The sequence below is a fragment of the Mesorhizobium sp. AR07 genome (assembly GCF_024746815.1).
Taxonomy (GTDB): domain Bacteria; phylum Pseudomonadota; class Alphaproteobacteria; order Rhizobiales; family Rhizobiaceae; genus Mesorhizobium.
Genome location: NZ_CP080528.1, coordinates 677,698 through 702,069 on the forward strand (window position 1 = coordinate 677,698; position 24,372 = coordinate 702,069).

Below are 24,372 nucleotides of genomic sequence, written 5' to 3' on the forward strand. Positions count from 1 at the left end.
GTAAAGTGGCGTCTGTGGCACGGACGCTTGGACCGAGCGATCCGCGACCTCGAGCGGCTTGTAGCGGAATTCAAGACCTCGCAGGAAGAAGGGTCACTCGCGGTCGCGCGCCTTCATAACCTTGGCGCGCAGCTCCTCACCTACATCCCCTCGAACCGCGGTGCGATCATCAACTACGGCAAACGCTACCGAGCCAGTCTTCGCGTCGCCACGACCCCACGACCCTTGCCGAGTCGGCGGTCAATTCGCTGGTCGCCAAACGAATGGTGAAGAAGCAGCAGATGCGCTGGTCTCAGCACGGTGCCCACATGCTGATGCAGGTTCGAACAGCCGAAATGAACGGCGAGCTTCGCGATCGGCTGCGCGCAAGATCTCGGCTGCCAGAACCTCAGGTGCCTTCGCTGTTCAAGCCCAAACCACCTCTACTCCGAGCCGCATAACCCCAGGGAAGTTACCGGTCTCAATTGAGGCAGGGTCCGCGTTCTCTTTGTGGGGCATAAGTACGGCAGTCTCGGAGGTCTCTTATGCCGTTCCGCTCGATCCTGTCCCGGGACAATCACCACTCAAGGTCGGGCGGAGCGACATGGAACCCTCCAGGTCTGGACCCAAGCCCCTTCAGCCTGAACGCTGGGCTCAACCGCTCCAACCCATTCGCCAATCTGAAGCAAGTCCACTCAATCGTATAGCCTTAATGTCCGGCCGCCAGTACCGTCTCGACCAAGCTCACCCAATAACCGATGCCATACGGCATGGCCTCGTCGTTGAAGTCATAGCCCGGGTTGTGCAAGCCCGCACTCGATCCATTGCCCACGTAGATGAAAGCGCCAGGTCGGACCTCAAGCATGTAGGCGAAATCCTCTGAGCCCATCCGCGGCCTCATCTTGTCGTTCACTGAGGCAGGCGCCACGAGATTGCGTGCCGCCGTGATAGCTAGATTGGTCTCCTCCGTGTGGTTAAAGGTGACAGGATCGTGTCGCCGGTAATTGAGCTCGGCATCGCCGCCAAATCCGCGCGCAATCCCTTGGGCCAACGCTAGAATCTGTCGTTCAGCGAAGTCCCGCAGGCTGGGTACGAGAGTCCTGACGGTGCCGCCTATTTCCACCTGGTCAGGGATGATGTTGTAAGCTTGGGCGGCGTTCAATTTGGTGATGGAGATTACGAGCGAGTCAAGCGGGTTTGTATAGCGCGAAACCAAGGTTTGCAGGCCGCCGATGATCTGCGCTGCAATAACAACGGGATCGATCGTCTCGTTCGGCTTGGCTGCATGGCCGCCTCTGCCCTTCACAATAAGGTCGAATTCATCAAGCGAGGCCAGAATCGGGCCATCGCAGATACTGAATGTGCCGACCTCCATGCCCGGTGCATTGTGCATGCCAAAAACTTGGGAGATGCCGAAACGCTCCATGATCCCTTCCTGGACCATCCTTTGGCCACCCAGCGCTCCTTCCTCCGCTGGCTGAAAGATCAAGGCAACGGAGCCCTTGAAGTTGCGCGTCTTGGCAAGGTATTTTGCGGCGCCCAGCAGCATGGCCGTGTGACCATCATGGCCGCATGCATGCATCTTACCGGGTATTGTGGACGACCATGGTTTGTTTGACGCCTCAAGTATTGGCAAGGCGTCCATGTCCGCCCTCAGCCCGATCGTCGGCCCCTCTCCGCCTTCACCCTGAATCAGCGCGACGATACCGGTCTCCGCAATCCCCGTTTCGATGTGATTAATACCGAACGAAGCCAGCTTCTCGGTCACGAACCTCGCTGTGTTGTGTAGCCGATAGTCGAGCTCGGGATTTTGGTGGAGATAGCGGCGCCATTCGGTTGCCTCCCCCTGCAGATCCCGGAAAGCTTCAACGCTGTGCACTTGTGTGCTCCCAAATTGCAATTTTTGCATAGCCAAGGTACCTTAATCACTCAATGATTGGCCGTGGGGTAATCTACGTCAAATTCACTTTGTGTATTGTTCCCATCTCGCAGCGAGATGGACCAAAAGCCGGCAAGGCACTGATACCGTGACGGACCAGGACGGAGCCGCTGTAGCCCTCATCCACATAGGCATCATCCGGTGGAAGGGCTTGCTCGTCGGCGGCAATCCGCTCGTGCAGGGCGGCCAACTGGCTGGCGATCGTGTGGTCCCGAGCCTGCTGTTTGGTGGAGACCCGCGCGTAGAGAGCGATGCGATGATCAAACATCCTCCCTGACTCCGGGTGGTGTGGACGGAAGTTTGCGATCGAGGGTGTTCGGCGCCTCTCCGGGTAGCTTTTGCCTGGGGTGGCACGAAGCGGCGGTAGGCCTCGATCGGGCATTCGGGGCAGAACCGCGAGATCTCGAAGGACTCCTGCACCTGCAGGAGCGGACGCCGCGTCTGCCGGGTCATGGGGGCCTCCCTGAGCGGCGCTCCCGACGTCCGCTGCCTGACGTGGCTTCATCCTGCCACAACCATCGCCCATGCGTCTCGCCGGACGCAGATCACAGCGGTCCATGAGGACCAACCAGTCAAACGGGCTGATGGCACCATTGTACGGGCGATCACAATCCAGCGCTGCGGCAGAACCGCAAACCCTGCCGGCATCTCGGGCGCAGGCTGATCTGCTGGCACACGCACTCAGCGGCGCGGCCGCTTCACGATCAGCAAGGTCCACCCGAGTTCAGTTGTCAGCCAGGAGGCCAGCCCTTGGTAGCCCATGTCAGCAAACAGGCAGTTCACATCAGTAGTGGGTGCACAGTTCCTGCCAGCACGGCTTCGGCTGCGCGACGATCATGCACATCGGCTAGATGCACCAGCACGTGCAGGATCAGCCCTTGCGTATCAACCACCATATGACACCTGCGGCCTGATATCCTCTTTCCACCATCGTAGTGTCTGGATGCGAGACCTCCTTGGCGGCAGCGACGACCTGGAGAGCTTGCGGCAAGGCGTCTGAGTCGGGCGGCTTGAAGCGCGGGTTCGCGAGCTTCGGCTCCACGGCTAGGCGACGTCGCACGACCTGCTTGGGTGAGGCGCCCTTTGAGCACGCGCTGCCGACGCATGTTGTAGGCCTAGGTGAAGCCCTTGAGTAGCTTCTCCAGATCGCGATGGCTGGAGATGATGATGCCCGTCACCTCACGTTGCACGCGGCCGTTGAAGCGCTCCACAGGCCCGTTTGTCTGCGCGTATACGGCTTGGTCTTGCAATGCGCCACCTTCAGCTTGCCGCAGGCCTCCTCGAAGCCATCGGCCGTAAAGCACGAGCCACGATCAGTGAGCACGTGTATAGCGCGTCAATCAAGGGTTCTTCCGCATTTTGGTGCAGGTTGCGGGATTCACGGACGGAGCGAATAAGTTCATAGAGTCGGAATCGCAGTCGACGCCGTGATTTGCCCGTGCTCCATGCCTTCCGCTCGCTGATTTCGCCCGAGCTTTCGATTGTCCAAATTCTGCCGCAGGCCGAGAGGGTGGTGCTTGTGGCCCGGCCGAGGGCGATGGACTCGTGCTGTCCATGTTGCGGCCGCCGAACCCGCCGCGTCCACAGTCACTACATGCGCCGGTTGACCGATCTGCCGTGGCAGGGGCGGATTGTCGAAATCCAGCTTCACGCACGACGGTTTCGATGCGCCGATCCACAATGCCAGCGGCGGATCTTCACCGAGCGGTTGCCGGAAACGGCACGGCCGAAAGCGAGACGCACCTCCCGCCTCAGCGAAAGCCAGCTGGCGATCGGCTTCGCGGTCGGCGGCGAGCCCGGCTCGCGCCTGTCGCGCAAACTGGCCATGCCGGTAAGCGGCGACGCGCTGCTGCGGATGATCCGGGCGGCCGGGTTCGAGCCGCCGCATGCGCCCCGTGTGGTCGGCATCGACGACTGGGCTTGGCGCAAGGGGCAGCGCTACGGGACGATCATCTGCGATCTGGAGCGCAACCGCGTCCTCGATCTGTTGCCGGGATCGAAATGCCGACACGGTCGCATCATGGCTGGAGCGCCATCCTGGCATCGAGGTAATCGCGCGCGATCGTGCCGGCGTTTATGCCGAGGGCGCCGTCGCGGTGCTCCCGATGCAACGCAGGTCGCCGACCGCTGGCATCTTCTCCAAGAACCTGGGCGAAGCGTTGCGTCTGGCCGTCGGTCGCCATCGCAAGGCGGTCAGCGCCGCCGGAAAGGCCATGGCGTCCGAGATGGCCGGAAACGCCGAAGCCAAGCCGGAACCACCGGAAGAGACTTCCACGAAGCTTGATGGCCTGCGCCGGTCGCGACGCGACCAGCGCAGTGAACTCTATGCTGAAATCCTTGATTTGCGGGAGGCCGGTCTGTCGCCGCGCCAGATTGCGCCCCGGACTGGCATGAACGTGAGAACGGTCGAACTCTGGTTCGCAGCGGGCGGTGAGCCCGAGCACCGGCGGCCGCCCGCGCGCTCCGTTCTCATGGATCCTGTTCGCGATTATCTCGAAAGACGCTGGCAGGAAGGCCAGCGCAACGGATTGCAATTTGTGGGCCGAACTCAAGTGCCGCGGCTTTGAAGGTAGCAAGGCGACCGTCTACAGGTGGTCCGCCGCACGCAAGGAGCGGTCATCGACCGCTCCACCAAATTCGCGGTGGCGGCCGCCATCGCGCCGGAACTGTGCATGGCTGCTGAGCGAAGACCCGACATCTCTCGATGAGCAGACCGAGCGGTTCCTTCACCATCTCCATGAAAATGCGCCGGAGCTTTCGATCGCGGGCGAACTCGCCCGCCGTTTTGCTGCAGTGATACGCGGCGACGATGATGCCGGCCTCGAGCAATGGATCGCCGATGCCACGGGCAGTGAACTGGCCTCCCTTGCAGCAGGCATCGGCCGTGACATTGAGGCTGTCCGGGCGGCCATCACCCAGCCCTGGAGCACGAGCCCGGTCGAAGCCAGATCAACCGCCTCAAGACGATCAAGCGCCAGATGTACGGGCGCGCCGCTTATCCGCTCCTCCGGAGCCGACTGCTGGCAGCCGCTTGACCCAACCGGAAAAGGGACACCCGAAAAAGTAGTCCCTGCACCAAATATGCGGAAGAACCAATCTGGGAGAGAAGCCGTATTGCCTCACCGTGGAATGCTCCCGCCCGACATTGTCCGTTGCCTCATCATAATGTTCCCCACCACTTGGAATCCGGATCAATTCGTCAAGGCTCGATTGCCGGCTCGAACTGCATCGCGCCGAACACCATTGCGAGCGCCTTTTCCTTTCGCCAGATCTTCAAGCGGCGCTGCAACGTACGCAGCAACTGATCGGGATATTGCCCCGGACGCTCCGCCTGCAGACGCTCCAGCAATTCGCGGCTCGTCCGCCAGGGCTCTTCGTCAAACCACGCTTGCAGTTATTTGGTGACGAGGGCGAAGGGATCCGGTCGCCGACGGCCCCGTTTTTGCTTCGGCTTGGCTTGCGCGGTTGGGCGGATTTCACCCTCCTTCCAAGCCGTCCGCAGGCCCGACAGGAACCGGTCGAGAGACGGATCGGCCGCCACAACCGATGGCGTGCCGGACCTGTCGGCGATGTCGACGAGGCGCTGCTGCGCTATCCGCATCTTGCTCAGCAACCGGACAGGGTCCAGCCGCGCATATGTTTGCGCGAGTGCGGCGCGAACCGGTTCCGGCGTCCGCGGATCCGCCAGCAATCGTTGGCAGGGCGTCGCCGGGCGATGATAACGCTTGCGCACGCGGGCGCCGTCCCGCTCCTTTGCGGCCAGCTTGAAGGAGGGCTGGAAGAAGTTCACGAACAGCCGCACCGTTGCATAGAGCTGCGCCAGGGCTGCGGCGGCTTCAAGCCCCTCCAGCCGGCGATAGCCGACGATGCGGCGCACCACGGCACCGTTCTTCTGCTCGACAAAAGCCTGATCATTCTTGCGGTACGGCCGGCAGCGCGTGAACGCGACACCGGCCTCCTGAAAATAATCGCGCACCGTCTCGTTCAGGAACACGCTGTCATTGTCGGTGTCGAAGCCGAGAAGGTCGAACGGCAGCAGCCGCCGCAATTCCGTCAGCACCTCGCTCAGCAGCTTCTGCTCGCGGACCAGCAACGGCGCGCATTCCGTCCATCCGCTCGCAACGTCGGTGAGAACCAGCGGCTGCACAACGCTGCCGCTCGTCACCGGGCCGCTGTGCGCCACCAGGTCGGCCTCCACAAAGCCGGGCGGTGGATCCTGCCAGTCGGAGAAGATGCGGATCGGTATGCTCCGCCGCAGCGCCGAGGATGGCGCGGGCCGCCGCCGCTTGCCGCCACCTGCGGTCTCGCGGACCGCGCGAAGCGCACGGTCGATCGTTGCCGCACTCATCGCCAAAAGCCGCGTCCGGATTTCCGGCGCAAGCTGAAGATGCCCGTGACGCTCCATCGCCTCAACCAGGATCGGCACCAACGCTTTCAGCCGCTTCCCGCAGATCCGGTCCGAGGCCTCCCACAGCACGATCAGCGCTTCACCAACCGCATCGTCATAAAGCCGCCGCTCCGGCCGCGGCCCCGAACGGCCCACCTGCGGTCCGTTGCGCAATAGGCGCATCGCATGCTTGCGGTGAAAGCCGCTCACCGCCACGAACTCATCGAGAATGTGCGACTTCCCTGCCCGGTCGCTTCGGGCGTAGCGCTCCGTTACCGCGCTCACCAGCTCATCCCGCGTCGCCATGCTGACCTGCCTCATCTGATTTGCTCCTGCCACACAAATGCGGGGAGCAAATCAGATGAGGCAACGGCTTGACATCCAGGAACAATTCAGGCGAGGCAATGCGCGCTCTCACGTTGATTGCCGCGCCGCACACGTGCGTGATCTTGAAGGGGCAGGCTGTCACGACGTCTTTCAAGAAGGCGATCGCGCTTGCCGTCAGTCCGTCGTCCTTGACAGCCAGATGCACCCAGCGGGAGCAACGGTCGATCGCCACATACAGATAGCGCTTGCGACTCTCGCAATTGGCGGTTCTCAGCTTGGGCAGGTGCTTGATATCCATATGCACGAGGCCGAGGTCGTAGTCCTTGAACGTGCCGCTCTCCCGTCTGTGGTGATGGGCTGGCGGCAGGCGACCGAGATCCTCAGCCTTGAGGATGCGGTAGACCGCGTCCCGGTTCAGATGCGGCGGGAAGTGCGTGACCACAAAGGTAAGGTCATCGAGCGGCGCAGGGCGCAGACAATCGCCCGCTCTTCATCCGTGGCTTTCCAGGGTAGCTTGTGCGGTCGGCTGCTGTGGTCCTGGCAGTCCTCAGCTCCACGGTTGCGCAACTTACGGATGGTTTCCATGCTCACCCCGAAGCGCTTGGCCAACACGCTTGTGGGTTCGTGTGAGCGGGCAATCTCGATCCGGACGGCTGGGGTGCAGGCATGAGGATGGACGGACAGCATCAGGTACTCCCTCGGCGAGGAGACGGGCGCCGCACGCCATCAAAACGCCAAGCGTAGTACTCAATCGCGCAACGCACCCGGTCCCAACAACGTTCCGCTTCTAAACAGCCCCCTTTTAGCACTCCGACCACCGTATTGCGGCCGCAGTCGCCCTTCATTCCATGCGCCGGATACCAGCTTGCTGCGCATCTGGCTGCCAGATGGCGACAATATGAAAACTGCATTTGACGCAGACGGCCGGGCAGGCGACCTTGACTGATGAATTGACTGAATTGGTGCCCGTTTCGGACCTTGGCCGAGCACGTACCGTTCTCTGAATCGAACTGTCGAAACAACATGGCAACTGATTGAGGTGATATATGGCCACGACGTTTTCAGCGATTCCTCTCACTGGCATCCCATTTCCGAAGTCAGAGTACGAGCGCCGGCAGAATAAGGTGCTTGAGGCAATGGCGCGCGCCGAACTCGACGCGCTCCTGGTCACAGCCCACGGCCATCTCCAGTATCTCACCGGATACAATGGGCGTGGTGGGTACTTCGCGCCGTTCCCATTGATCCTCGTGCCGGGGCGAACACCGACATACGTTGTTCGAGAGTACGAGGTAGCTGCCGTTCGTGCAGACAGCTGCATTGATGAGATTGTTGGTTATACCCACCAGTACGATTTTGCCAAGGTGTGCGCCGATGTCCTCAAGCGGTACGGACTGCAGGGCCGAAGAATAGGGCTCGAACTCGGGTGCTGGAACCTCGCACCGGCTGATGTGAGTGCGCTTCAGGTCCAGCTTCCCGATATCAAGGTGGCCGACGCGACTCGTCTGGTCGCGTCAGTGGCGGCCGTGAAAACCGAGCTAGAGCTCAAGGCCATGCGCGACGCGATGGCCATGACCGACTTGGCCGTACGCACGTTTCAGCGTTCGCTGCGGGAAGGCGTCACCGAAACGGAAGTGTTCTTGACTATCGAGGCGGAGGTCAAAAAAGCCGGCGGCGAAATTCGAACGCCTTCCACTACTCTGGTCTTTGGCGAGCGGACTAGGCTGCCGCACGGCGGCCCGACGCGCCATCCGATCAGAAATAACGAGCCAGCTATGGTGGAGATCGGCGGCGCGAAATATGGGTACGCCGCAGGGCTGGTCCGGGGTGCGGTGCTCGGGCGGCATCCTGAGACCGAATCTCTGCACGACCTGTCGGTGGAGGCCCTTGAAGCCGCGATTGCCGTGATCAAACCGGGTGCAACTGCCGGTGAGGTGGATGCCGCCGGGCGCAAGGTGATCGAGCGATCCGGCCGCCCGAAGGTCTCTCGTCATCGGGCCGGATACCAAACCGGCATCAATTGGACAGAACGCGGCAACATAAGCTTGGAGCCAGGCGCAGACGACATCCTCGAGAGCGGTATGACCTTGCACCTGCCATACAATCTGTTCGGCGAAAGCGGCTACCTGTTTGGGACCAGCGAGCACGTTCTGGTGACGGAGCGCGGCGCGGAAATACTCAGCCGCACACCACACACGCTCTATCGCGTGCAATAACAAGTGGCAGGAGCATGCCCGACAGGCGAAAGACCGGGGAGCCCGCAAAACATGGCTCCCAATGTGTCCGTCGATCGCGATGTTGAACAGCAGATGTGCAGATCATGGCAGTATCGCCATCCCGTCCGAAATAGTTTGGAGGAAGCTTCGTCCATGACATCGCAAACCCTACGCTCCCTCGGAGTGAGACCGGTACTTCCCTGGGGTTATGCGGCTCGGAGTAGAGGTGGTTTGGGCTTGAACAGCGAAGGCACCTGAGGTTCTGGCAGCCGAGATCTTGCGCGCAGCCGATCGCGAAGCTCGCCGTTCATTTCGGCTGTTCGAACCTGCATCAGCATGTGGGCACCGTGCTGAGACCAGCGCATCTGCTGCTTCTTCACCATTCGTTTGGCGACCAGCGAATTGACCGCCGACTCGGCAAGGGTCGTGGGGTCGTGGCGACGCGAAGACTGGCTCGGTAGCGTTTGCCGTAGTTGATGATCGCACCGCGGTTCGAGGGGATGTAGGTGAGGAGCTGCGCGCCAAGGTTATGAAGGCGCGCGACCGCGAGTGACCCTTCTTCCTGCGAGGTCTTGAATTCCGCTACAAGCCGCTCGAGGTCGCGGATCGCTCGGTCCAAGCGTCCGTGCCACAGACGCCACTTTACCCCCTCTGATGTCGCTGTCGATGGACGGAAGCGCACCGGCGAGATCAGAGCGGGATCGAACCATGGGATCCGCGATCTGCTGCATGGGCTTAATCTTCATAGCGATGTGGAACCAGTCGATGATGTGTGTGGTCGGCTTCGGCATCGCACGAGGTAACCGTTTGAGGATCTCGGCGCCGTCGGAAATCACGGTCACATCGCCAAAGCTGCAATACCCCTCTCGCCGGAGAGCGTGAAGGGCACGATCCCGTATCGCATGTTGGCCGGTATTGCTGGTGGTGAAATACCGGCCGCCCGCATCTCCCCGCCCACCACGACCGCAGCGGGCAACAACGATCTCGAAATTTCTTGCTGAGTTTGCATCGTCGCTGCGAACATGAGCGGTATCGATACTGACGACGAACTCTTTGCGTCGATCGCCAGCCCCGGGGGTCACTTCAAATTCCCCCGGGTAGGGTCAGTCACTCCTTCACCCGCAAGGCAGGACAGAAGTGGATTTTTTAGTTTGATTGACGCCGGGTCGCTTCAGCTCGCAAGCCAGCGGGCCCAGTCCGGTTCCGTGCGTCGGCGCAGCCCGGGCTTGCTGCCGGCATGGCCGAAAAGCCGCTGCTCCAAGACCGCGTCGGTCAGCTCGGCAGGCAGAGGCCAGCTCAAGCCGGCCGTTGCCGCCCGTTGCAGATTATCCTGGATCGTACTGCGCGCCGCCCCGAGCGTGCGCCCGATCTCCCGGGCGCTGACACCGTCACGGGCAAGCCGCAGCATCTGTCGGATTTGTCTCATGGTCAGTTCTCTCTTGGCGGGCATCAGCCATTCCTCGTTGATAACGAGGGGCCTCATGCCCGAGGGACTGACCCAGGCGAATACGTCTCTCCGAGGCAAAAGCCCGGCCGGGAATTAATCGGTACAGGTGGCCGGCTTCACGTCGGAACGGTGGCCGGCTTCAAATCAGAACGGTGGCCGGCTTCGCGTCGGAATACCCCGCCGGCTTCGGTCGGAATCCGCACCAAGGTCTCCGTTACGCAGACGCTCATCGCTTTTGTCGATCCGGACCTCTCGGCGACAGATGACGCCGAATTCATTCGTCCCCTCGATCGAAATCGTCCACTCCATTGCCATCACTATCTACGCAACCAAAGAGATGGTGATGGCCCAGTCGGCGCTAACAAATCGTGGCCGCGTTTCACCCCAGAGAAGTTACCGGTCTCCTCTGAGGACCGCGATCCGGAACAATCGTCTGCTCGGCAGCATGTGGGCTGCCCACACCGATGATGCAGGGCTCGTCACCGGATGGGAGGAGCGTGGTCCGGAACGGCGCGACTTCGCGACCGGTGGGGCGAAGGTTCTGTCCCCGTTAGGCCCTCGCGATTCTGTACCAGCGCAACCATCAGATCGGAAGTCGAGATCGTTGCCATCAGCCAACTGATGGCAACAGTCTGCATCAGCCAACCTAAGGCGTGTCGCGATTTAAGGGATTCAGGATTGATCGGGATAGGGGGACGCCTCGCGACGCCGCCCCTCCCACACCACCGGGCATACGGGTCCGTACCACGGCGGTTCGATCGGATTAAGCTTGGGCAGAGACATGGAGGCGAGGGAGACCGAGAGAGTCGAAGTAATGGTTGCGCAGGGCCTGTTGGACCGCCGGGTGTCCTGACATGCGCCAGAATCCCGTCGGTGAACCGGCGGCAACCGCAGCTCCGAACTTTGGTACGCCATGACGACGCAGTTCCTTGAAGCGGTTGTGCCCGTTCCCCCATTGCCGCCAGAGATACATGCGTAGTCTCCGGCGGATCCACGCTTCCAGGTGTGTGAGTACTCGAGGCGTCTGGCAGAAGCCGAAGTAGCCGCGCCAACCGACGAGGTATGGCTTCAGCTCCTTGATCAGCTGCGGCAGACTGATGCCCAGGGTCCGGCGTGTCATGTCCCAGATCCGCGTCTTGAATTTGGCGAGAGCTTTTGGCGCGATGCGCCGCTCGCTCCCGTCATTCGAGATGCTGAACCCTAGGAACTTCCGCTCCTCCGGTCGCGCCACCGCGCTCTTCGCCTCGTTGACCTTCAGCCGCAGCTTCTTGGTCAGGAACCGGCTGACGGAAGCCATGACCCGTTCGCCGGCGCGGCGGCTGCGAACATAGATGTTGCAGTCGTCGGCGTAGCGGCAAAAACGGTGGCCACGTCGGGTCAGTTCCTTGTCGAGATCGTCGAGTAGGAGGTTGCTCAGGAGGGGCGAGAGCGGGCCGCCTTGCGGGGTCCCCTCGTCCACCGGACGGACCAGGCCGTCCTCCATCACCCCCGCATTGAGGAATGCACGGATGAGTTTGAGCGCACGCTTATCGGACACCCTGGCGGCGACGCGCGCCATCAGGCTATCATGATTAACCCGATCGAAAAATCTTTCGAGGTCGAGGTCAACCACGTAGCTGTAACCCTCGGCAATGTAGCATTGCGCTTGGGCTACTGCCTGATGGGCAGAGCGTCCCGGGCGGAAGCCGTAGCTGTGCTCCGAGAACGTCGGATCCCACTGCTCTTGCAGGACCTGCAGCAGGGCTTGCTGGATCAGTCTGTCGACGACGCAAGGTACGCCGAGTTTTCTGACCCCGCCGTCCGGCTTGGGGATTTCGACCCGCTTGACCGGCTGCGGCTGATAGGTTCCCTCGAGCAATCGAGACCGGATGCTTGGCCAGTGCTCACGCAGGTAGCCCTTGGCGTCCTCGATGGTCATCCCATCCACGCCTGGGCTACCCTTGTTGCTTCGAACGCGTTTCCACGCTGTTTCCAGATTCTCTCGGCTACATACCGTCTCCATTAGCTGTTCCGTCCAAGCCGGGCTTTCGGGTGCCGACTTCGCCATGAGTGGTTCGGCCCCTTGGTAACCGCTGACAGGGGCTTCACCCCGGTCCCTCGGTTCCAGGGCCAGTGAATACTGGGTCTTCTGCCGCTTTCCACTCATGAGTTGCCAGTCCTACTTGCCGCTTCCAATCGTTCGGGCCTTCGGTCATCGTTTCCGGCTCGGCCTATCCATTTGCTCCGCCTTTCGGCCTTGGAGTGCCTCACTAGCCTTGCCGACAGCATCACCTACTACGCCCTCTGCTGACTCCTGCATCACGGTCAGGTCACCTTGCGGTTCCCTCAGTTCCGAAGTCGGAACATGACGCAGGCCTCCCCAGGTAAGTTCAATCGCCTTCCCCGCGCACCTGCCGGATCTACAGCCCTGCCCCTTGATGGATATGGACTTCGCGACACGTTGCCCGCTCGTCCGGCCAGGGATGCCTCATATCCGGTTTCTGTTCGTCAGGTCGCGGTTTTGCTCCACGCTTCCTTCAGACACCACCTCGCGGTGATGCCCTTGCGCTTTGCTAAGCCTTCACCTCCATCAGGTTGGCTAGGGAACTTTCACCCCCAAGCGGTTGAACATGCTGGGCACACAACGAAGCCGCTGACGCGGCATTTGGCGGGTCGGTTTGCGGGTGAAGCTTCTGTTTTAGAGGATTGCGGCTGTTGAAGCGCAATCTTGAGAACAGGAGCAATAAAATGGCCGAGTTGAGCCCGCTTCGCCGGCGCATGATCGAGGATATGACGATCCGCAATCTGTCGCCGGCCACGCAGCGATCCTACGTGCATGCCGTGGCGAAGTTTTCGCGCTACTTTGGCCGTTCGCCGGACCGGCTCGGTCTGGAGGACGTCCGCGCCTTCCAAGTTCATCTGGTCTCGACCGGAATCTCGTGGCCAGCGCTGAACCAGACGGTGTGCGCGCTGCGGTTCTTCTACGGCGTGACGCTGGGCCATGCCGAGATTCCGGAGCGTATCGTCTATGCTCGCTCGCCACGCACGCTGCCGGTGGTGTTGAGCGCCGATGAGGTCGTCGCCTTCCTGGAGGCGGTGCCGAGCCTGAAGACCCGTACGGCCCTGACGACGGCCTACGCAGCAGGTCTTCGCGCCTCGGAGACTGTCGGGCTGAAGGTCGGCGACATCGACAGCGGTCGCGGGGTGATCCGTGTCGAGCATGGCAAGGGCGGCAAGGACCGCACCGTGATGCTGTCGGCGCAGCTGCTGCGTATCCTGCGGGTCTACTGGCGTCTGGCGAAGCCGCAGGGCTGGCTGTTTCCCGGCCGAGACGTCAATCGGCCCATCGACGTGCAGGTGCTGTATTCGGCCTGCCGCTCGGCGCGAGCCGCCGCCGGCATCGACAAGCGTGTGACGGTCCACACTCTCAGGCACAGCTTCGCCACGCATCTGCTCGAGAACGGCACCGATATCCGCATCATCCAGGTGCTGCTTGGCCACAACAATCTTTCCTCGACGGCGCGCTACACCAAGGTCTCGAACGGCCTCATCCGGCGCACGACGAGCCCGCTCGACCAGCTGAACATCGAAGTCGTGCCGCCGGGCTAACCGGTCCCGCCCATGTCGGCGAGACTGGAGGTGGCGGATATCTTCCGCCGCCATGGCGAGGCGTATCGACAGGTCAATATCGGCCATCTCGGACGCGTCGAGCGCCGCTCGATGAGCGCCATCGAACTGTGCCGGACCGCCGAACTGGGCGGCCATGTGGAGGGCTGCCGGTCCTGCGGGGCGATCCGCGTGGCCTACAATTCCTGCCTTATGGGCAAATCCAGTAATGGGGAGTTGGCGTGCCGGCAACGGCATTTTTCGGTGAATTGTTGCGCTTTTTGTCTCCATAACCGCGCGGTCCTGCGCCTCCATCAGCTCGGCCACCAATGGCCGGTCAGAAACGGAGACGAACATGTTGGAGATTTACTTCTCGGCATCGAAGCTGCCGAGGCATTTGCGGAGCGGGCCAAGCGGACCATACCTTGACGGTTTCGCAGCCGCGCTCGAGCGGCAGGGCTATAGTGCCGGCACGGCCGCGCGATATTTGCGGGCGGCAGCGCACCTCGGCCATGTCGTGGTTCCGCAAGGGGCAATGCCCAGCGACATTGATCTGGCGGTGTTCAGCGAGCACTTGCGCACTTGTCGATGTCCGCGCGCCATGGGCGGGCGTCGCAACCACCACACCATTTTTGGCGCCAGGCTCTTTCGCCAGCACCTTGTCGAAATTGGCGTTTGCCAGTCCGCCGCTGCCGCATTGCAGCGTGCCGAGCCGTGCCTGGTGGCTCACTTCAAAGTGTGGCTGCGCAAGCATCGCGGGGCGTCCGATCCCACCATCAAGCTGTACGCCCGTGACGCCGCCCACTTGATGGCGGCACTCGGGGACGATCCAGAGCGGTGGGAACCAGCCGCTATCCGCAGCTTTTTCCTGGACCGCGCGAGCCATTGCGGCAATGGAACCGTGGAGAAGTTGACGACCAGCCTGCGCGCGTTCTTGCGGTATCTTGCCGTCACAGGCCGCTGCCGAGCAGGTCTCGCCGATGTCGTTCCTGGCTTTGCCAGTTGGCGGCTTGCCGACCTGCCGCGATATCTAGCGGCGGAGCAGGTGAACCGGCTGATCGCGGCATGCGATGGCGAAGTCGTTGCGCGCCGGCGTGATCGCGCGATCGTCCTGCTCTTGGTGCGCCTCGGGCTGCGGGCCGGCGACGTGGCGCAACTCCGCCTTGACGATATCGAGTGGGAGACGGGCTCGCTGCGGGTCTCGGGCAAGTCGCGCTACGAGGTGCGTCTGCCGCTTCCGCAAGATGTCGGGGATGCGATCGCCGACTACCTCGCGTGTCGCCCTTCGACCTGCCCGAGCGATCATGTGTTCCTCCGCAATATCGCGCCGTTTCGACCGTTCCGGAACGGTGACGGCATCTCGTCGCTGGTGAAACGCCTCATGCAGCGGGCCGGCATCGTGGCGCCAGTCAAGGGGGCGCACGTCCTGCGACACACGGCGGCGACCGAGATGCTGCGCCATGGCGTTCCGCTTGAGAAGATCGGGTTGGTCCTGCGGCACCGAGGCATCGACACGACTGCCCGTTACGCCAAGGCCGATGTCACGCTCCTGAAGCAAATCGCGCAGCCCTGGCCGGAGGTTCTCTGATGTTGAAGGCCATCGAGACTTATCTGGCGCTCCGCCGTCCCACTGGATTCGCAATGCTGAATGCGGAATACTTGCTCAGGAGCTTTGCCGCCTTTGCGACCGAGCGCGGGCAAACGCAAGTCCACACGCAAACCGCAATCGATTGGGCGGCGCGGGGACCGTCTGCCGCGCAACGCGATGCCCGACTGAAAGCCGTCTGCCGCTTTGTGCGTCATGTCCGGGTTGAAGACGCCCGGCATGAGCTGCCGCCGGCTAATCACTTCGGCGCCCGCAAGACGCGGCGCTCGCCGCATATCTACCCAGCAGCGGAGATCGATCGCCTCATCGAGGCCGCCCTTCGGCTTCGACCCAAAGGCGGCTTGCGCTCACGGACCTATGCGACATTGATCGCACTGCTCTCAGTCACCGGGTTGAGGATCTCCGAAGCGCTGAAGTTGACGGTCGCCGACGTGACGCGCGACGGCCTGCTGATCCGCGAGACCAAGTTCCGGAAAACCCGCCTGGTGCCGCTGCACGACACAGCAGTAGCGGGCTTGAATGGCTATCTGGCGCATCGCCGGCCCTGTTCCGAGACTGATCCGGTGTTCGTTGACGCGCGTGGTCTGCCTCTGCGCTACATTGCTGTCAAAGAGACCTTCGACAGGCTGGTCGGCACAGCGGGTATCGTACCGGCGGCGAAGCGCCGCCCGCGTCTGCACGATTTGCGGCACACGTTTGCGGTGCGCGCGCTGCAAGGCAGTCCGACGGATCGAGGCCGAAGCGGCGCGCATATGGCGGCGCTTGCGACCTACATGGGTCACGTCAACATCTATGCGACCTACTGGTATCTGGAGGCCACCGCCGACCTCATGCGCGACGTCGCCGCGGCCGGTGAAGGGTTCATTACCGAAGGGAGGCAATCATGACGCCGATTGCTCCCCTCATCGAAGCGTTCCTCGATGAGACACTCGCCCGCCAGCGGGGCGTCAGTCGGCATACGCGCGACTCCTATTCCCTGAGCTTCCAGTTGCTCTTCATGTTCGCCGCAAAGCGGCTGAAGGTCTCGCCATCGGCGCTGACGCTGGAGCAACTCGACGCCGGCCTCATCAGCGACTTCCTGGAGTATCTCGAGGATAAGCGCAAAACGCGCCGGTGACGCGCAATGTCCGGCTGGCGGCCATCAAGTCCTTCTTCCGCTTCCTCGAATACAGGCAGCCGGCAGCCCTGGAGCATGTCCGCCGCGTCCTGGCGATCCCATTCAAGAAGACGGATCAGCGTCTGGTCCCCTATCTCCTGCGGGAGGAGCTGCAAGCGGTGCTCGACGCTCCGGATCCCGCCACGCGCGATGGCATCCGCGACCGGGCCATGCTGCATCTGGCGGTTTGTGCGGGTCTGCGCGTGTCCGAGCTGACGGGATTGAATATCGAGGACATCGACCTGTCGTCGATGAGCATTCGTGTCCTGGGCAAGGGACGGCGGGAACGGACGCTTCCCTTGTGGAAGACCACGGCCGCAGCCCTGCGCGCCTGGCTCGCCGTTCGCGGGCGGGTTGCAGCGCCCGAGGTGTTCGTCAATGCCCGGGGAGAGCCGCTGAGCCGATGGGGCTTCGCCTATCTGCTCAAACAGCATGCAGCGACTGCCGCTCGAGCGCATCCCGGCCTCAACAAGAAACGCATCTCGCCTCACGTGCTCAGGCACACATGCGCGATGATCATCCTGCAAGCAACGCAGGACATCCGTAAGGTGTCGCTTTGGTTGGGACACGCGACTCTGACGACCACTGAAATCTACACGCGTGGTGATCCGACAGAGAAGCTCGACGCCATGGAATCGATCGTTCCACCGCATCTGCGGCGCGGCGCGTTCCAGCCGTCCGACAGGCTGATCGCGCTCCTCAAGCGCCCTTCGTAATGGTGAGCCGGGTTGGCGGCGGCGGACACAAGAGCGCGATCAAGTCGCCGCCAGCTCCCCATTACTGGATCTGCCCATAAGGCAGCTAATGGGCGACGCCCATTACCTGCCGCAACCGGCATTGCCCCAAGTGCCAAGGGCAGGCCTGCCGGGACTGGCTCGCCGCGCGGCAGGACGAGCTTCTTCCGGTTGCCTACTTCCACGTGGTGTTCACGCTGCCGGCCGAGATTGCCGCGATCGCCTTCCAGAACAAGGCGGCGGTCTACACGATCCTGTTCAAGGCGGCCACCGAGACGCTGCGCACGATCGCCGCGGATTCCAGGCATCTCGGCGCAGAGATCGGTCTCATCGCGGTGTTGCACAGCTGGGGCCAAACTCTCACCTACCATCCCCACATCCATTGCATCGTGCCGGTCGGTGGTTTGTCGCCCGACGGCACGCGATGGATCTCCTGTCGGCCGGGGTTCTTCCTGCCCGTGCGCGTGCTGTTGCGTCTGTTCCGCCGGCGCTTTCTGGAGGAGCTGCGAGCGGCCCATGATAGGGGGCGGCTGGGCTTCTTTGGCGATCTCGCCCACCTGGCAAAGCCCGATGCCTTCGCCCGCTTGCTCGCCGAGGCTCGTCGCCGGAAATGGGTTGTCTACGCCAAGCCGCCCTTCGGCGGTCCAAAGCAGGTGCTGGCCTATCTCGGCCGCTACACCCATCGCGTCGCCATCGCCAACTCCCGGCTGATCAGCATGGACGACAATCGCGTCGCGTTCCGCTGGCGAGACTACCGCCACGGCGGCAAGACGAAGATCATGACGCTCGACGCGCACGAGTTCATCCGCCGCTCACATGACGAGTTTCAGGTCAAGTGATATCAAAGGCGCATAATTCCTCCTTTTCTGTTGGCGGAGCTTCCAGGGTTTGAGCCCAACTGCGTTGACGCGGCGCGGCGTATTTCCGAGCCTGGTCCAACTCACATGCGGTCGCCGTCCGGGACGGCTGCACCAATATCCCGCTTTCGGCGGGCAAGGGCTCAGGAGGACGTGACCATTCTTCCTGTCGGTGGTTCAGACCAGCGGCGGATTCGGTTGTCTCCCTGGATCCGCGGGGGCTAATTGGCCCTCCGGACAGGTATGCAGGGTTGATCGCCTTAGGCGGTTTTCATGACGGCGCCCTCGATGACCACCCCTGCGGTCGCATATTTCCAGAGAGCGACGAGCAACTTTCGTGCGAGCGCGACGATCGTTGTTTTGCGCACGCGCCCGGCGTTACACTCTGCTCGTTCGCGGAACCAACGAGAGAGCGCTGACTCGGGCTGGTAGCGCAGCCACAGCCAGGCAAGCTCGATCATTGTTGTCCGGAGCCGGGGATTGCCAGCCTTTGAGACGCCTTGCTCGCGGTCGATTGATCCGCTCCGCAAGGCGTCGGCGCAAGCCCGGCATAGGCTGCAACCTGCCTTCGGTTGTCGAACTTTCGGAACAGCCCTTCCGTATACAAGATGGCGGCACTCTCGGGGGGATGTCCCGAAGCTTGTTGAACTTCGACTGAGCGACGTTGCGCGATATCATGTTAGGCAGCCCTCGATGCCGGAGCAACGGGCTTTGCGGCGAGGCGCTGCTGATGGGCGATCAGCGCAGCGCCCAGGACCGGCAACTGCTTGTGAGCCTTGAGCTTGCGGAAGCCCTTGGTGGCCTCGATCATGCCGGCTGCGACCCATCTGAGGGCCATCTTGCTATTGCGCCAGCGCTTCACGTTGCGCGTGACGCGGCGGATCGTGCCCATCATGTTCTCGGCAATGTTGGTGCAGGCGAGCGAGCGGCGAAGCTGCACGGGCAGCTTCAGCCGGACGACGGTGAGGATCTCGTCCAGTCCTTCCAGGATGCTGGCCGCGACGCCTGGCCGATCCTGGTCGAGCCGACGCGCGAGGTTTCGGATGAGCTTCTCGGCCTTGCCGGCGTCGTCGAGCTCCCAGGCTTGGCGCAGCACCCGGCGCGTCGAGGCGTGAAGCTGCTTGGGCAGCCTATCCATGATGTTGCGCGCCTTGTGAATCTGGCAGCGCTGGATCAGGCTGTCCTTGCCGAAAGTCGCGCGGATCGCCTTGGACAGCGCCTTGGCGCCGTCGACGATGAACAACCGCGCTACCGCCGGATCGAGCCCACGTTCTACGAGATTGTCCAGAAGCGCCTGAACGGTGGCGGCGTTCTCGGTCGCGCCCTCGACCAGCGCGAGAGGATGCTTGCCGCCTTTGCCGTCAATGCCGATCGCGGCGACGAGCACGAGATCGTCGCTCACATGCAGCCCGTCGATCTGGATGACCAGGAGGTCGAGATCAGACAGATCCGCGCTCATGAAGACGTCGAGCTTCTCCGTCGACAAGGCCACGAAGCGTCGCGACGCAGCCGATTTCGACACGCCGCTGCCATGACCCGCCGGCACATCGCCTTCCGGAAGTCGCACCGCCCGTCCGAACCGCCGCGTCGAGACGTTGATCAGCATCAGGTTCATCGCCCAGCGGCCGAGCCAGTCCTCCGACATCGCGCGATCCCAGCTCGGCAGTGCCATCTCCCGCCCATCGACGGTCCGGATCCGCGGACGCTCGACCGCGACCTTGCCGCCGTGAAACCCGATCCGGCCGCGCGTCGAGCCCCAGCGGTGCGCCTCGCGCTCTTCAACCCGGCCGTGGCGCGGGCCGCAGGCTGCTTCGACGTCCGCCTCCATCATCGCGCCCAGCGCCTCCATTCCGGCCGCAAGGCAGAGCCTCTCGAAGCTCTCCTGAACGTCGGCGAACGCTTCTTCCAAAGCTCCGCTCGCCGCAGCCGTCGGCAATGTGATATTCCTTTTCATGGCGTTGCTCTCCTCAGTGGAATCGACACCCCGAGCCTACAGGCTCGAGGCGAGCAACGCCGCCCCTTCAGAATTTCAACAATGACCGGGACATCCCCCACTCTCGGGGCCAATGCCTTTGAGGTCGAGCAGCAACGCCACAGGCGTGTCAGCGACATCGGCGGCCAGCAACGCGTCACGCTCGGCTTCGACTGACTTGATCTGCTCGAACAGCAGCTCAAGGCGATCGAGCTCGCGAATAAGCTGCGCCTTGAGCTGCCTGCCCAGCACACGGCCATCACCCGTCCGGAGATCGTCAAGCCGCTCGCGCCGGTCACGTCGCAGCGGATCATAGCCGGTTATCCCTTGCGCAAATAGCAGCCCCTTGATGCGATTGGCGTGGCTCGTCCGCTCACTACGGCGCGGCAATCAACCTGGAAGGAGCGTCAATCAGGATGGGAGCGTCGCCAGGGACGTCACGGAGGGAGGGCGTAGCCCGACTGGAGGGACGTTCCTGGCGACGGCGCGAACCCACATAGGGTTCACGCCGTCTGGTGATCGCGATGTGTCGGGTGCATTTCTTCTTCCCGCTCAAAGGAAGAATGAATGTCCGGCAGTCACATCACGGATCAACAATCGAGGCTCTATATGCAAAATCGCCAGAAGCACAGTGTCCCTGTCGCGGCCGCCAAATCAGGTTTCAGCCCATCCACTGGTTATCGGATCGAATCAGACCCCCGTCCACCAAGCGAAAAGAAGGCCAAACACGAACGACGTCGGCCTGATCCATTGGAAGGGATATTCACCGAAGAGGTGGTTCCCATGCTGCAAAGCGCTCCCGGCTTGCGCCCTGTCGGCATTCTTCGTGAGCTTTGCAAGCGTCATCCCGAGCTCGATTCTGGTATTCGCCGCACACTTGAGCGCCGGATCCGCGCATGGCGCGCGATCCATGGAGGAGATCAGGATGTCATATTCCGGCAGGTTCACGAGCCGGGACGCATGGGGCTGTCGGATTTTACCCATGCACCGGGCCTCAAGGTCACGATCGCCAGCGTGACCTTCGATTACCTGCTCTATCACTTCCGACTTGCATACAGTGGATTCGAGCATGCCGAGATTGTCGAAGGCGGCGAGAGTTTTGCCGCGCTGACAAGTGGTTTGCAGAACGCCCTTTGGTCTCTCGGCGGCGCGCCGCGCGATCACCGCACGGACAGTCTTTCGGCTGCATTCCGCAATCTCAATGCCGATACCGCACAGGACATGACAGATCGGTATGAAGCGCTTTGCGCCCATTACGGCATGAAGGCCAGCCGCAACAATCGCGGCGTCGCCCACGAGAACGGCGCGGTCGAAGGATCCCATGGCGATCTGAAGCGGGAACTGGAAGATGCTCTTCTCCTGCGCGGAACGCGTGACTTTGCGGACGTCACCAGTTTTGCCGCCTTCATCGACGAGGTTGTCGGCCAGCGCAATGCCCGTCGGGCCAGGGAGATCGCCATTGAGCGCGAAAGCCTGCTGGCGCTGCCGCGCAAGCGCCAGCCCGAAGGCGAAGACGAGATCGTCTACGTCACCAGCAGTGGAGGGTTTACCCTTCGCCGGGTCTTCTACACCGTTCCTTCACGGCTGATCGGACATCGGCTGCGCGCACGGCTCTTCAAGGAGCATATCGAACTGTTCCTCGGCGGCACGTCCCTGATGAAGCTGCCGCGCGTCAGAGGCCAGCTCGGCCCCACCCAGCATGTCGTGAACTATCATCACGTCATTCCCCGTGGGTCGGTCAAAATCCCCCGGGTATGGTCACTTGAAACTCCCCCACCTGATGATCACCTGCGGATTTCAGAGGATCGTGGGCACCCATTTCAGAGGATCGTGGGCAGTGATTTCAGAGGATCGTGGGCACCTTTAGAGCAAGGGTGAAGGGATCCCGACCGACAGTCTGACTGGGCTATGGACACACTCGTTTTGACACGAGGAATCCAGATGCCGACCGAGAGATTGTCGATGCGCCGCATACGCGAACTATTGCGACTGAAGTACGAGAGCGGGCTTAGCAGCCGGCTGATTGCCAAGTCGTTGGGGATCAGCAAAGGGGCCGTGGGAATTTACCTTCACCGGGCCAATGCAGCCAACCTAACCTGGCCGTTGCCCGAGGCGATGACCGACACGAGCCTGGAACGGTTGCTGTTTCCGGGGCAGGTCTGCGTCAAGACCGACCGCGGCCCCGAGCCTGACTGGGCTCATGTCGATCGGGAACTGCGCCGCCCCGGAGTGACGCGTTCGCTGCTCTGGGTGGAATATCGCACGGACCGTCCCAACGGCTATGGCTATACCTGGTTCTGCACGAGCTACGAGGCCTGGAAACAGCGCGTGTCGCCAACGATGCGCCAACGCCACGCCGCCGGTGAGAAGGTGTTTGTCGATTACGCCGGCGACACCATCGATATCGTCGACCCGATAACGGGCGAAGCTCAGGCCATGAAGTTGTTCGTCGGCGCATTGGGAGCCTCCAGCTATGTTTACTGCGAGGCTCGGCCGAGCGAAGGGCTGGGCGACTGGATCGGCTGCCATGTCGGCATGTTCGCCGCCTTCGGCGGAGTGGCGACCATCACGGTCTGCGACAATCTCAAGGCGGCTGTGACCAACCCCGACCGCTATGATCCCGGCCTCAACCGTACGTACCAGGATATGGCCCGGCACTATGGCACCACAATCCTGCCAGCCCGGCCGTACAAGGCCCGCGATAAGGCAAAAGTCGAAGTTTCGGTCCAAATTGCCCAGAGATGGGTGCTGGCGCGCCTTCGCAACCGCCGCTTCTTCAGCCTGGTTGAACTCAATCAGGCGATCGGTGAGCTGGTCGCCGATCTCAATGGGCGGATCATGCGGGCCTATGGCATGAGCCGGGCCGAACTGTTTGCCGCGGTGGACGCTCCGGCGCTGAGACCTCTGCCGGCCGAGCCTTATGCCTTCGCCCTATGGAAACGCTGTCGGGTGGCGCCCGACTATCATGTCGAAGTCGACGGCAACTGGTATTCGGTTCCCTATCGCCTGATCCGCGAGCTCGTCGATGTCCGCATCGCCGATCGCACTGTGAGCAGGCGCTCCAACAGGTTGAAGAAGCCCCACAGCCGGTATCGCAGCTCACCCAGGATCATCCACTGATCCGCGCCCCCGCCGAATATGGCGACCTCTTCAGCCGTGCTGTGCGACACGATGCCGGCAACAATGGCCGGCAGGCCGGGGCTGACGACGACCGCGTCTCTCTACCCCGCGCTCGTGGCGCCTGCGCAACCCCGACCAGCTTCGCCGCCACGAGCGCTCCCGCTACCCCTTCTCACCTCAAACTGGAGACCCAACCCCATGATGACCATACCCGAAATTGAACGCTGCCTGCGACAGCTGCGCCTGTCGGGCGTCCGCGACACGCTGCAGACGCGCGTGCTGCAGGCGCAGGGCGCAAACCAACCCTTCCTCGAGACCTTCTCCCTGATCCTGCAGGACGAACTGGATCGTCGCCAATCCCGCCTTATCGAGCGGCGATATCAGCAATCCGGGCTCGATGAAAAACTGACGCTCGCCGAATTCGACTGGTCCTTCAATCCCAAATTGCCGCGCCAAACTTGCTTCCAGCTTCACACACTGGCGTTCATTGCCGCCGGCGAGAACGCGCTGCTGGTCGGCAAACCGGGCACCGGGAAATCTCACATCGCCAAGGCGATTGCCTATCAGGCGATCCTGTACAGCCACAAGGTCCAGTATCTCGAGACCGATGACTTCTTCCACCGCCACGCTCTGAACACCCCCACGCAACGCGAGGCCCGGATGCGAACAATCATCGACTGCGATCTCCTCGTGCTGGACGATCTGTTCCTCGCACGCGCCATCCCCGACGACGCCGGCGCATGGCTGCAGACCCTGATCCATCAGCGCTACAAATTGCGCCGCAGCGTCATCGTCACCTCCAATCGGGTCGTGCAGGACTGGGGGACATATCTGCGAGACAACACCATGAGCACGACGATACTCGATCGGCTGATGCATCATTGCCATCTGCTTGAGTTCGATGGACGCAGCTATCGCCTCAAAGAAGCCGCTGAAGCCCTTGCTCGGGAAACAAAGTCAAACTAACAAGTCCACTTCTGTCCTGTCTTGCGGGTGGGGGATTTTGACTGACCCTACCCGGGGGAATTTGAAGTGACCCGCGGGGGGCCT

The 24,372-nt window shown here is 62.3% G+C and carries 15 protein-coding genes and 13 pseudogenes; 14 read left to right on the forward strand and 14 right to left on the reverse strand.

Going from position 1 to position 24,372, the window contains the following annotated elements; all coding sequences use genetic code 11:
• Positions 1-688: 688 nt before the first annotated feature.
• From BPNPMPFG_RS39535 to BPNPMPFG_RS39555, 5 genes and pseudogenes are all read right to left on the reverse strand, one after another.
• Positions 689-1,858: a M20 aminoacylase family protein gene (locus BPNPMPFG_RS39535; RefSeq protein ID WP_258598406.1), complete on the reverse strand. Its 1,170-nt coding sequence runs from the start codon at positions 1,856-1,858 to the stop codon at positions 689-691.
• Positions 1,859-1,931: 73 nt separating this feature from the next.
• Positions 1,932-2,186 carry a recombinase family protein gene (locus BPNPMPFG_RS39540; RefSeq protein WP_258598408.1) on the reverse strand — a complete coding sequence of 85 codons (255 nt, stop codon included), beginning with the start codon at positions 2,184-2,186 and terminating at the stop codon, positions 1,932-1,934.
• Positions 2,187-2,697: 511 nt separating this feature from the next.
• Positions 2,698-2,835, reverse strand: coding sequence for a transposase (locus BPNPMPFG_RS43485; protein WP_413776969.1), 138 nt, complete (start codon positions 2,833-2,835; stop codon positions 2,698-2,700).
• Positions 2,790-3,254 (reverse strand): annotated as a pseudogene (locus BPNPMPFG_RS39550) (integrase core domain-containing protein); the annotation flags it as partial. The pseudogene BPNPMPFG_RS39550 and the gene BPNPMPFG_RS43485, both read right to left, overlap by 46 nt.
• Positions 3,255-3,565: 311 nt before the next feature.
• Complete coding sequence (locus tag BPNPMPFG_RS39555; RefSeq protein WP_258599143.1) at positions 3,566-3,826, reverse strand: hypothetical protein; 261 nt, start codon at positions 3,824-3,826, stop codon at positions 3,566-3,568.
• Positions 3,827-4,014: 188 nt separating this feature from the next.
• Between BPNPMPFG_RS39555 and BPNPMPFG_RS39560 the strand changes: the two genes are divergently transcribed.
• Together BPNPMPFG_RS39560 and BPNPMPFG_RS43490 are read left to right on the forward strand one after the other, a co-directional pair.
• On the forward strand, positions 4,015-4,485 hold the full coding sequence (locus BPNPMPFG_RS39560) for a hypothetical protein (protein WP_258599144.1): 471 nt from the start codon (positions 4,015-4,017) through the stop codon (positions 4,483-4,485).
• A 289-nt stretch (positions 4,486-4,774) separates the two neighbouring features.
• Positions 4,775-4,953, forward strand: a pseudogene (locus tag BPNPMPFG_RS43490) (ISL3-like element ISAzba9 family transposase); the annotation flags it as partial.
• Positions 4,954-5,117: 164 nt separating this feature from the next.
• Here BPNPMPFG_RS43490 and BPNPMPFG_RS39570 read toward each other — a convergent pair.
• Both BPNPMPFG_RS39570 and BPNPMPFG_RS39575 read right to left on the reverse strand, forming a co-directional pair.
• Positions 5,118-6,626, reverse strand: a pseudogene (locus BPNPMPFG_RS39570) (transposase).
• Between the two features lie 115 nt (positions 6,627-6,741).
• Positions 6,742-7,319, reverse strand: a pseudogene (locus BPNPMPFG_RS39575) (transposase family protein); the annotation flags it as partial.
• Between the two features lie 359 nt (positions 7,320-7,678).
• Between BPNPMPFG_RS39575 and BPNPMPFG_RS39580 the strand changes: the two are divergent.
• Positions 7,679-8,845 (forward strand): M24 family metallopeptidase, encoded by a 1,167-nt coding sequence (locus tag BPNPMPFG_RS39580; protein ID WP_258598412.1) that lies wholly within the window; start codon positions 7,679-7,681, stop codon positions 8,843-8,845.
• 838 nt (positions 8,846-9,683) lie between these two features.
• On the opposite strand, the gene BPNPMPFG_RS39585 is transcribed toward BPNPMPFG_RS39580, so the two are convergent.
• Together BPNPMPFG_RS39585 and BPNPMPFG_RS39590 are read right to left on the reverse strand one after the other, a co-directional pair.
• Positions 9,684-9,869 (reverse strand): hypothetical protein, encoded by a 186-nt coding sequence (locus tag BPNPMPFG_RS39585; protein WP_258598404.1) that lies wholly within the window; start codon positions 9,867-9,869, stop codon positions 9,684-9,686.
• Positions 9,870-9,993: 124 nt separating this feature from the next.
• Positions 9,994-10,295 (reverse strand): annotated as a pseudogene (locus BPNPMPFG_RS39590) (IS21 family transposase); the annotation flags it as partial.
• Positions 10,296-10,698: 403 nt separating this feature from the next.
• Between BPNPMPFG_RS39590 and BPNPMPFG_RS39595 the strand changes: the two are divergent.
• A pseudogene (locus tag BPNPMPFG_RS39595) lies at positions 10,699-10,860 on the forward strand (DUF3991 domain-containing protein); the annotation flags it as partial.
• On the opposite strand, the pseudogene BPNPMPFG_RS43495 reads toward BPNPMPFG_RS39595, so the two are convergent.
• Together BPNPMPFG_RS43495 and ltrA are read right to left on the reverse strand one after the other, a co-directional pair.
• Positions 10,859-10,930: pseudogene (locus BPNPMPFG_RS43495) on the reverse strand (hypothetical protein); the annotation flags it as partial. The pseudogenes BPNPMPFG_RS39595 and BPNPMPFG_RS43495 overlap by 2 nt on opposite strands.
• 125 nt (positions 10,931-11,055) lie before the next feature.
• Positions 11,056-12,438, reverse strand: a complete 1,383-nt coding sequence (gene ltrA / locus BPNPMPFG_RS39600) for a group II intron reverse transcriptase/maturase (protein WP_413776925.1) — start codon at positions 12,436-12,438, stop codon at positions 11,056-11,058.
• 581 nt (positions 12,439-13,019) lie between these two features.
• Between ltrA and BPNPMPFG_RS39605 the strand changes: the two genes are divergently transcribed.
• The 7 genes and pseudogenes from BPNPMPFG_RS39605 to BPNPMPFG_RS39630 form a co-directional block, all read left to right on the forward strand.
• Positions 13,020-13,880: a site-specific integrase gene (locus tag BPNPMPFG_RS39605; RefSeq protein WP_258598415.1), complete on the forward strand. Its 861-nt coding sequence runs from the start codon at positions 13,020-13,022 to the stop codon at positions 13,878-13,880.
• A 12-nt stretch (positions 13,881-13,892) separates the two neighbouring features.
• Positions 13,893-14,087: pseudogene (locus BPNPMPFG_RS39610) on the forward strand (transposase zinc-binding domain-containing protein); the annotation flags it as partial.
• A 325-nt stretch (positions 14,088-14,412) separates the two neighbouring features.
• The gene (locus tag BPNPMPFG_RS39615; protein WP_258598416.1) at positions 14,413-15,465 is read left to right on the forward strand and encodes a tyrosine-type recombinase/integrase; all 1,053 of its coding nucleotides are present in this window, start codon (positions 14,413-14,415) and stop codon (positions 15,463-15,465) included.
• On the forward strand, positions 15,465-16,370 hold the full coding sequence (locus BPNPMPFG_RS39620; RefSeq protein ID WP_258598417.1) for a tyrosine-type recombinase/integrase: 906 nt from the start codon (positions 15,465-15,467) through the stop codon (positions 16,368-16,370). The genes BPNPMPFG_RS39615 and BPNPMPFG_RS39620 overlap by 1 nt, the downstream gene beginning before the upstream one ends.
• On the forward strand, positions 16,367-16,600 hold the full coding sequence (locus BPNPMPFG_RS43035) for a site-specific integrase (protein ID WP_319946034.1): 234 nt from the start codon (positions 16,367-16,369) through the stop codon (positions 16,598-16,600). Before BPNPMPFG_RS39620 ends, BPNPMPFG_RS43035 begins: the two co-directional genes overlap by 4 nt.
• Entirely contained in the window at positions 16,597-17,355 is a 759-nt protein-coding gene (locus tag BPNPMPFG_RS39625) for a tyrosine-type recombinase/integrase (protein WP_319946035.1), read from the forward strand. Before BPNPMPFG_RS43035 ends, BPNPMPFG_RS39625 begins: the two co-directional genes overlap by 4 nt.
• Positions 17,356-17,459: 104 nt before the next feature.
• Positions 17,460-18,185, forward strand: a pseudogene (locus tag BPNPMPFG_RS39630) (IS91 family transposase); the annotation flags it as partial.
• A 305-nt stretch (positions 18,186-18,490) separates the two neighbouring features.
• Here the strand turns inward: BPNPMPFG_RS39630 and BPNPMPFG_RS39635 are convergent.
• The 3 genes and pseudogenes from BPNPMPFG_RS39635 to BPNPMPFG_RS39645 all read right to left on the reverse strand — a co-directional run.
• Positions 18,491-18,852, reverse strand: a pseudogene (locus BPNPMPFG_RS39635) (transposase); the annotation flags it as partial.
• Positions 18,853-18,909: 57 nt separating this feature from the next.
• Positions 18,910-20,184 (reverse strand): IS256 family transposase, encoded by a 1,275-nt coding sequence (locus BPNPMPFG_RS39640; RefSeq protein WP_258598310.1) that lies wholly within the window; start codon positions 20,182-20,184, stop codon positions 18,910-18,912.
• A 102-nt stretch (positions 20,185-20,286) separates the two neighbouring features.
• Positions 20,287-20,580: pseudogene (locus BPNPMPFG_RS39645) on the reverse strand (IS110 family transposase); the annotation flags it as partial.
• Between the two features lie 189 nt (positions 20,581-20,769).
• Between BPNPMPFG_RS39645 and istA (BPNPMPFG_RS39650) the strand changes: the two are divergent.
• From istA (BPNPMPFG_RS39650) to istB, 3 genes and pseudogenes are all read left to right on the forward strand, one after another.
• A pseudogene (istA, locus tag BPNPMPFG_RS39650) lies at positions 20,770-21,927 on the forward strand (IS21 family transposase); the annotation flags it as partial.
• A 216-nt stretch (positions 21,928-22,143) separates the two neighbouring features.
• Positions 22,144-23,253, forward strand: a pseudogene (gene istA, locus BPNPMPFG_RS39655) (IS21 family transposase); the annotation flags it as partial.
• Positions 23,254-23,520: 267 nt separating this feature from the next.
• Entirely contained in the window at positions 23,521-24,288 is a 768-nt protein-coding gene (istB, locus tag BPNPMPFG_RS39660) for an IS21-like element helper ATPase IstB (RefSeq protein ID WP_258598419.1), read from the forward strand.
• Positions 24,289-24,372: the final 84 nt, after the last annotated feature.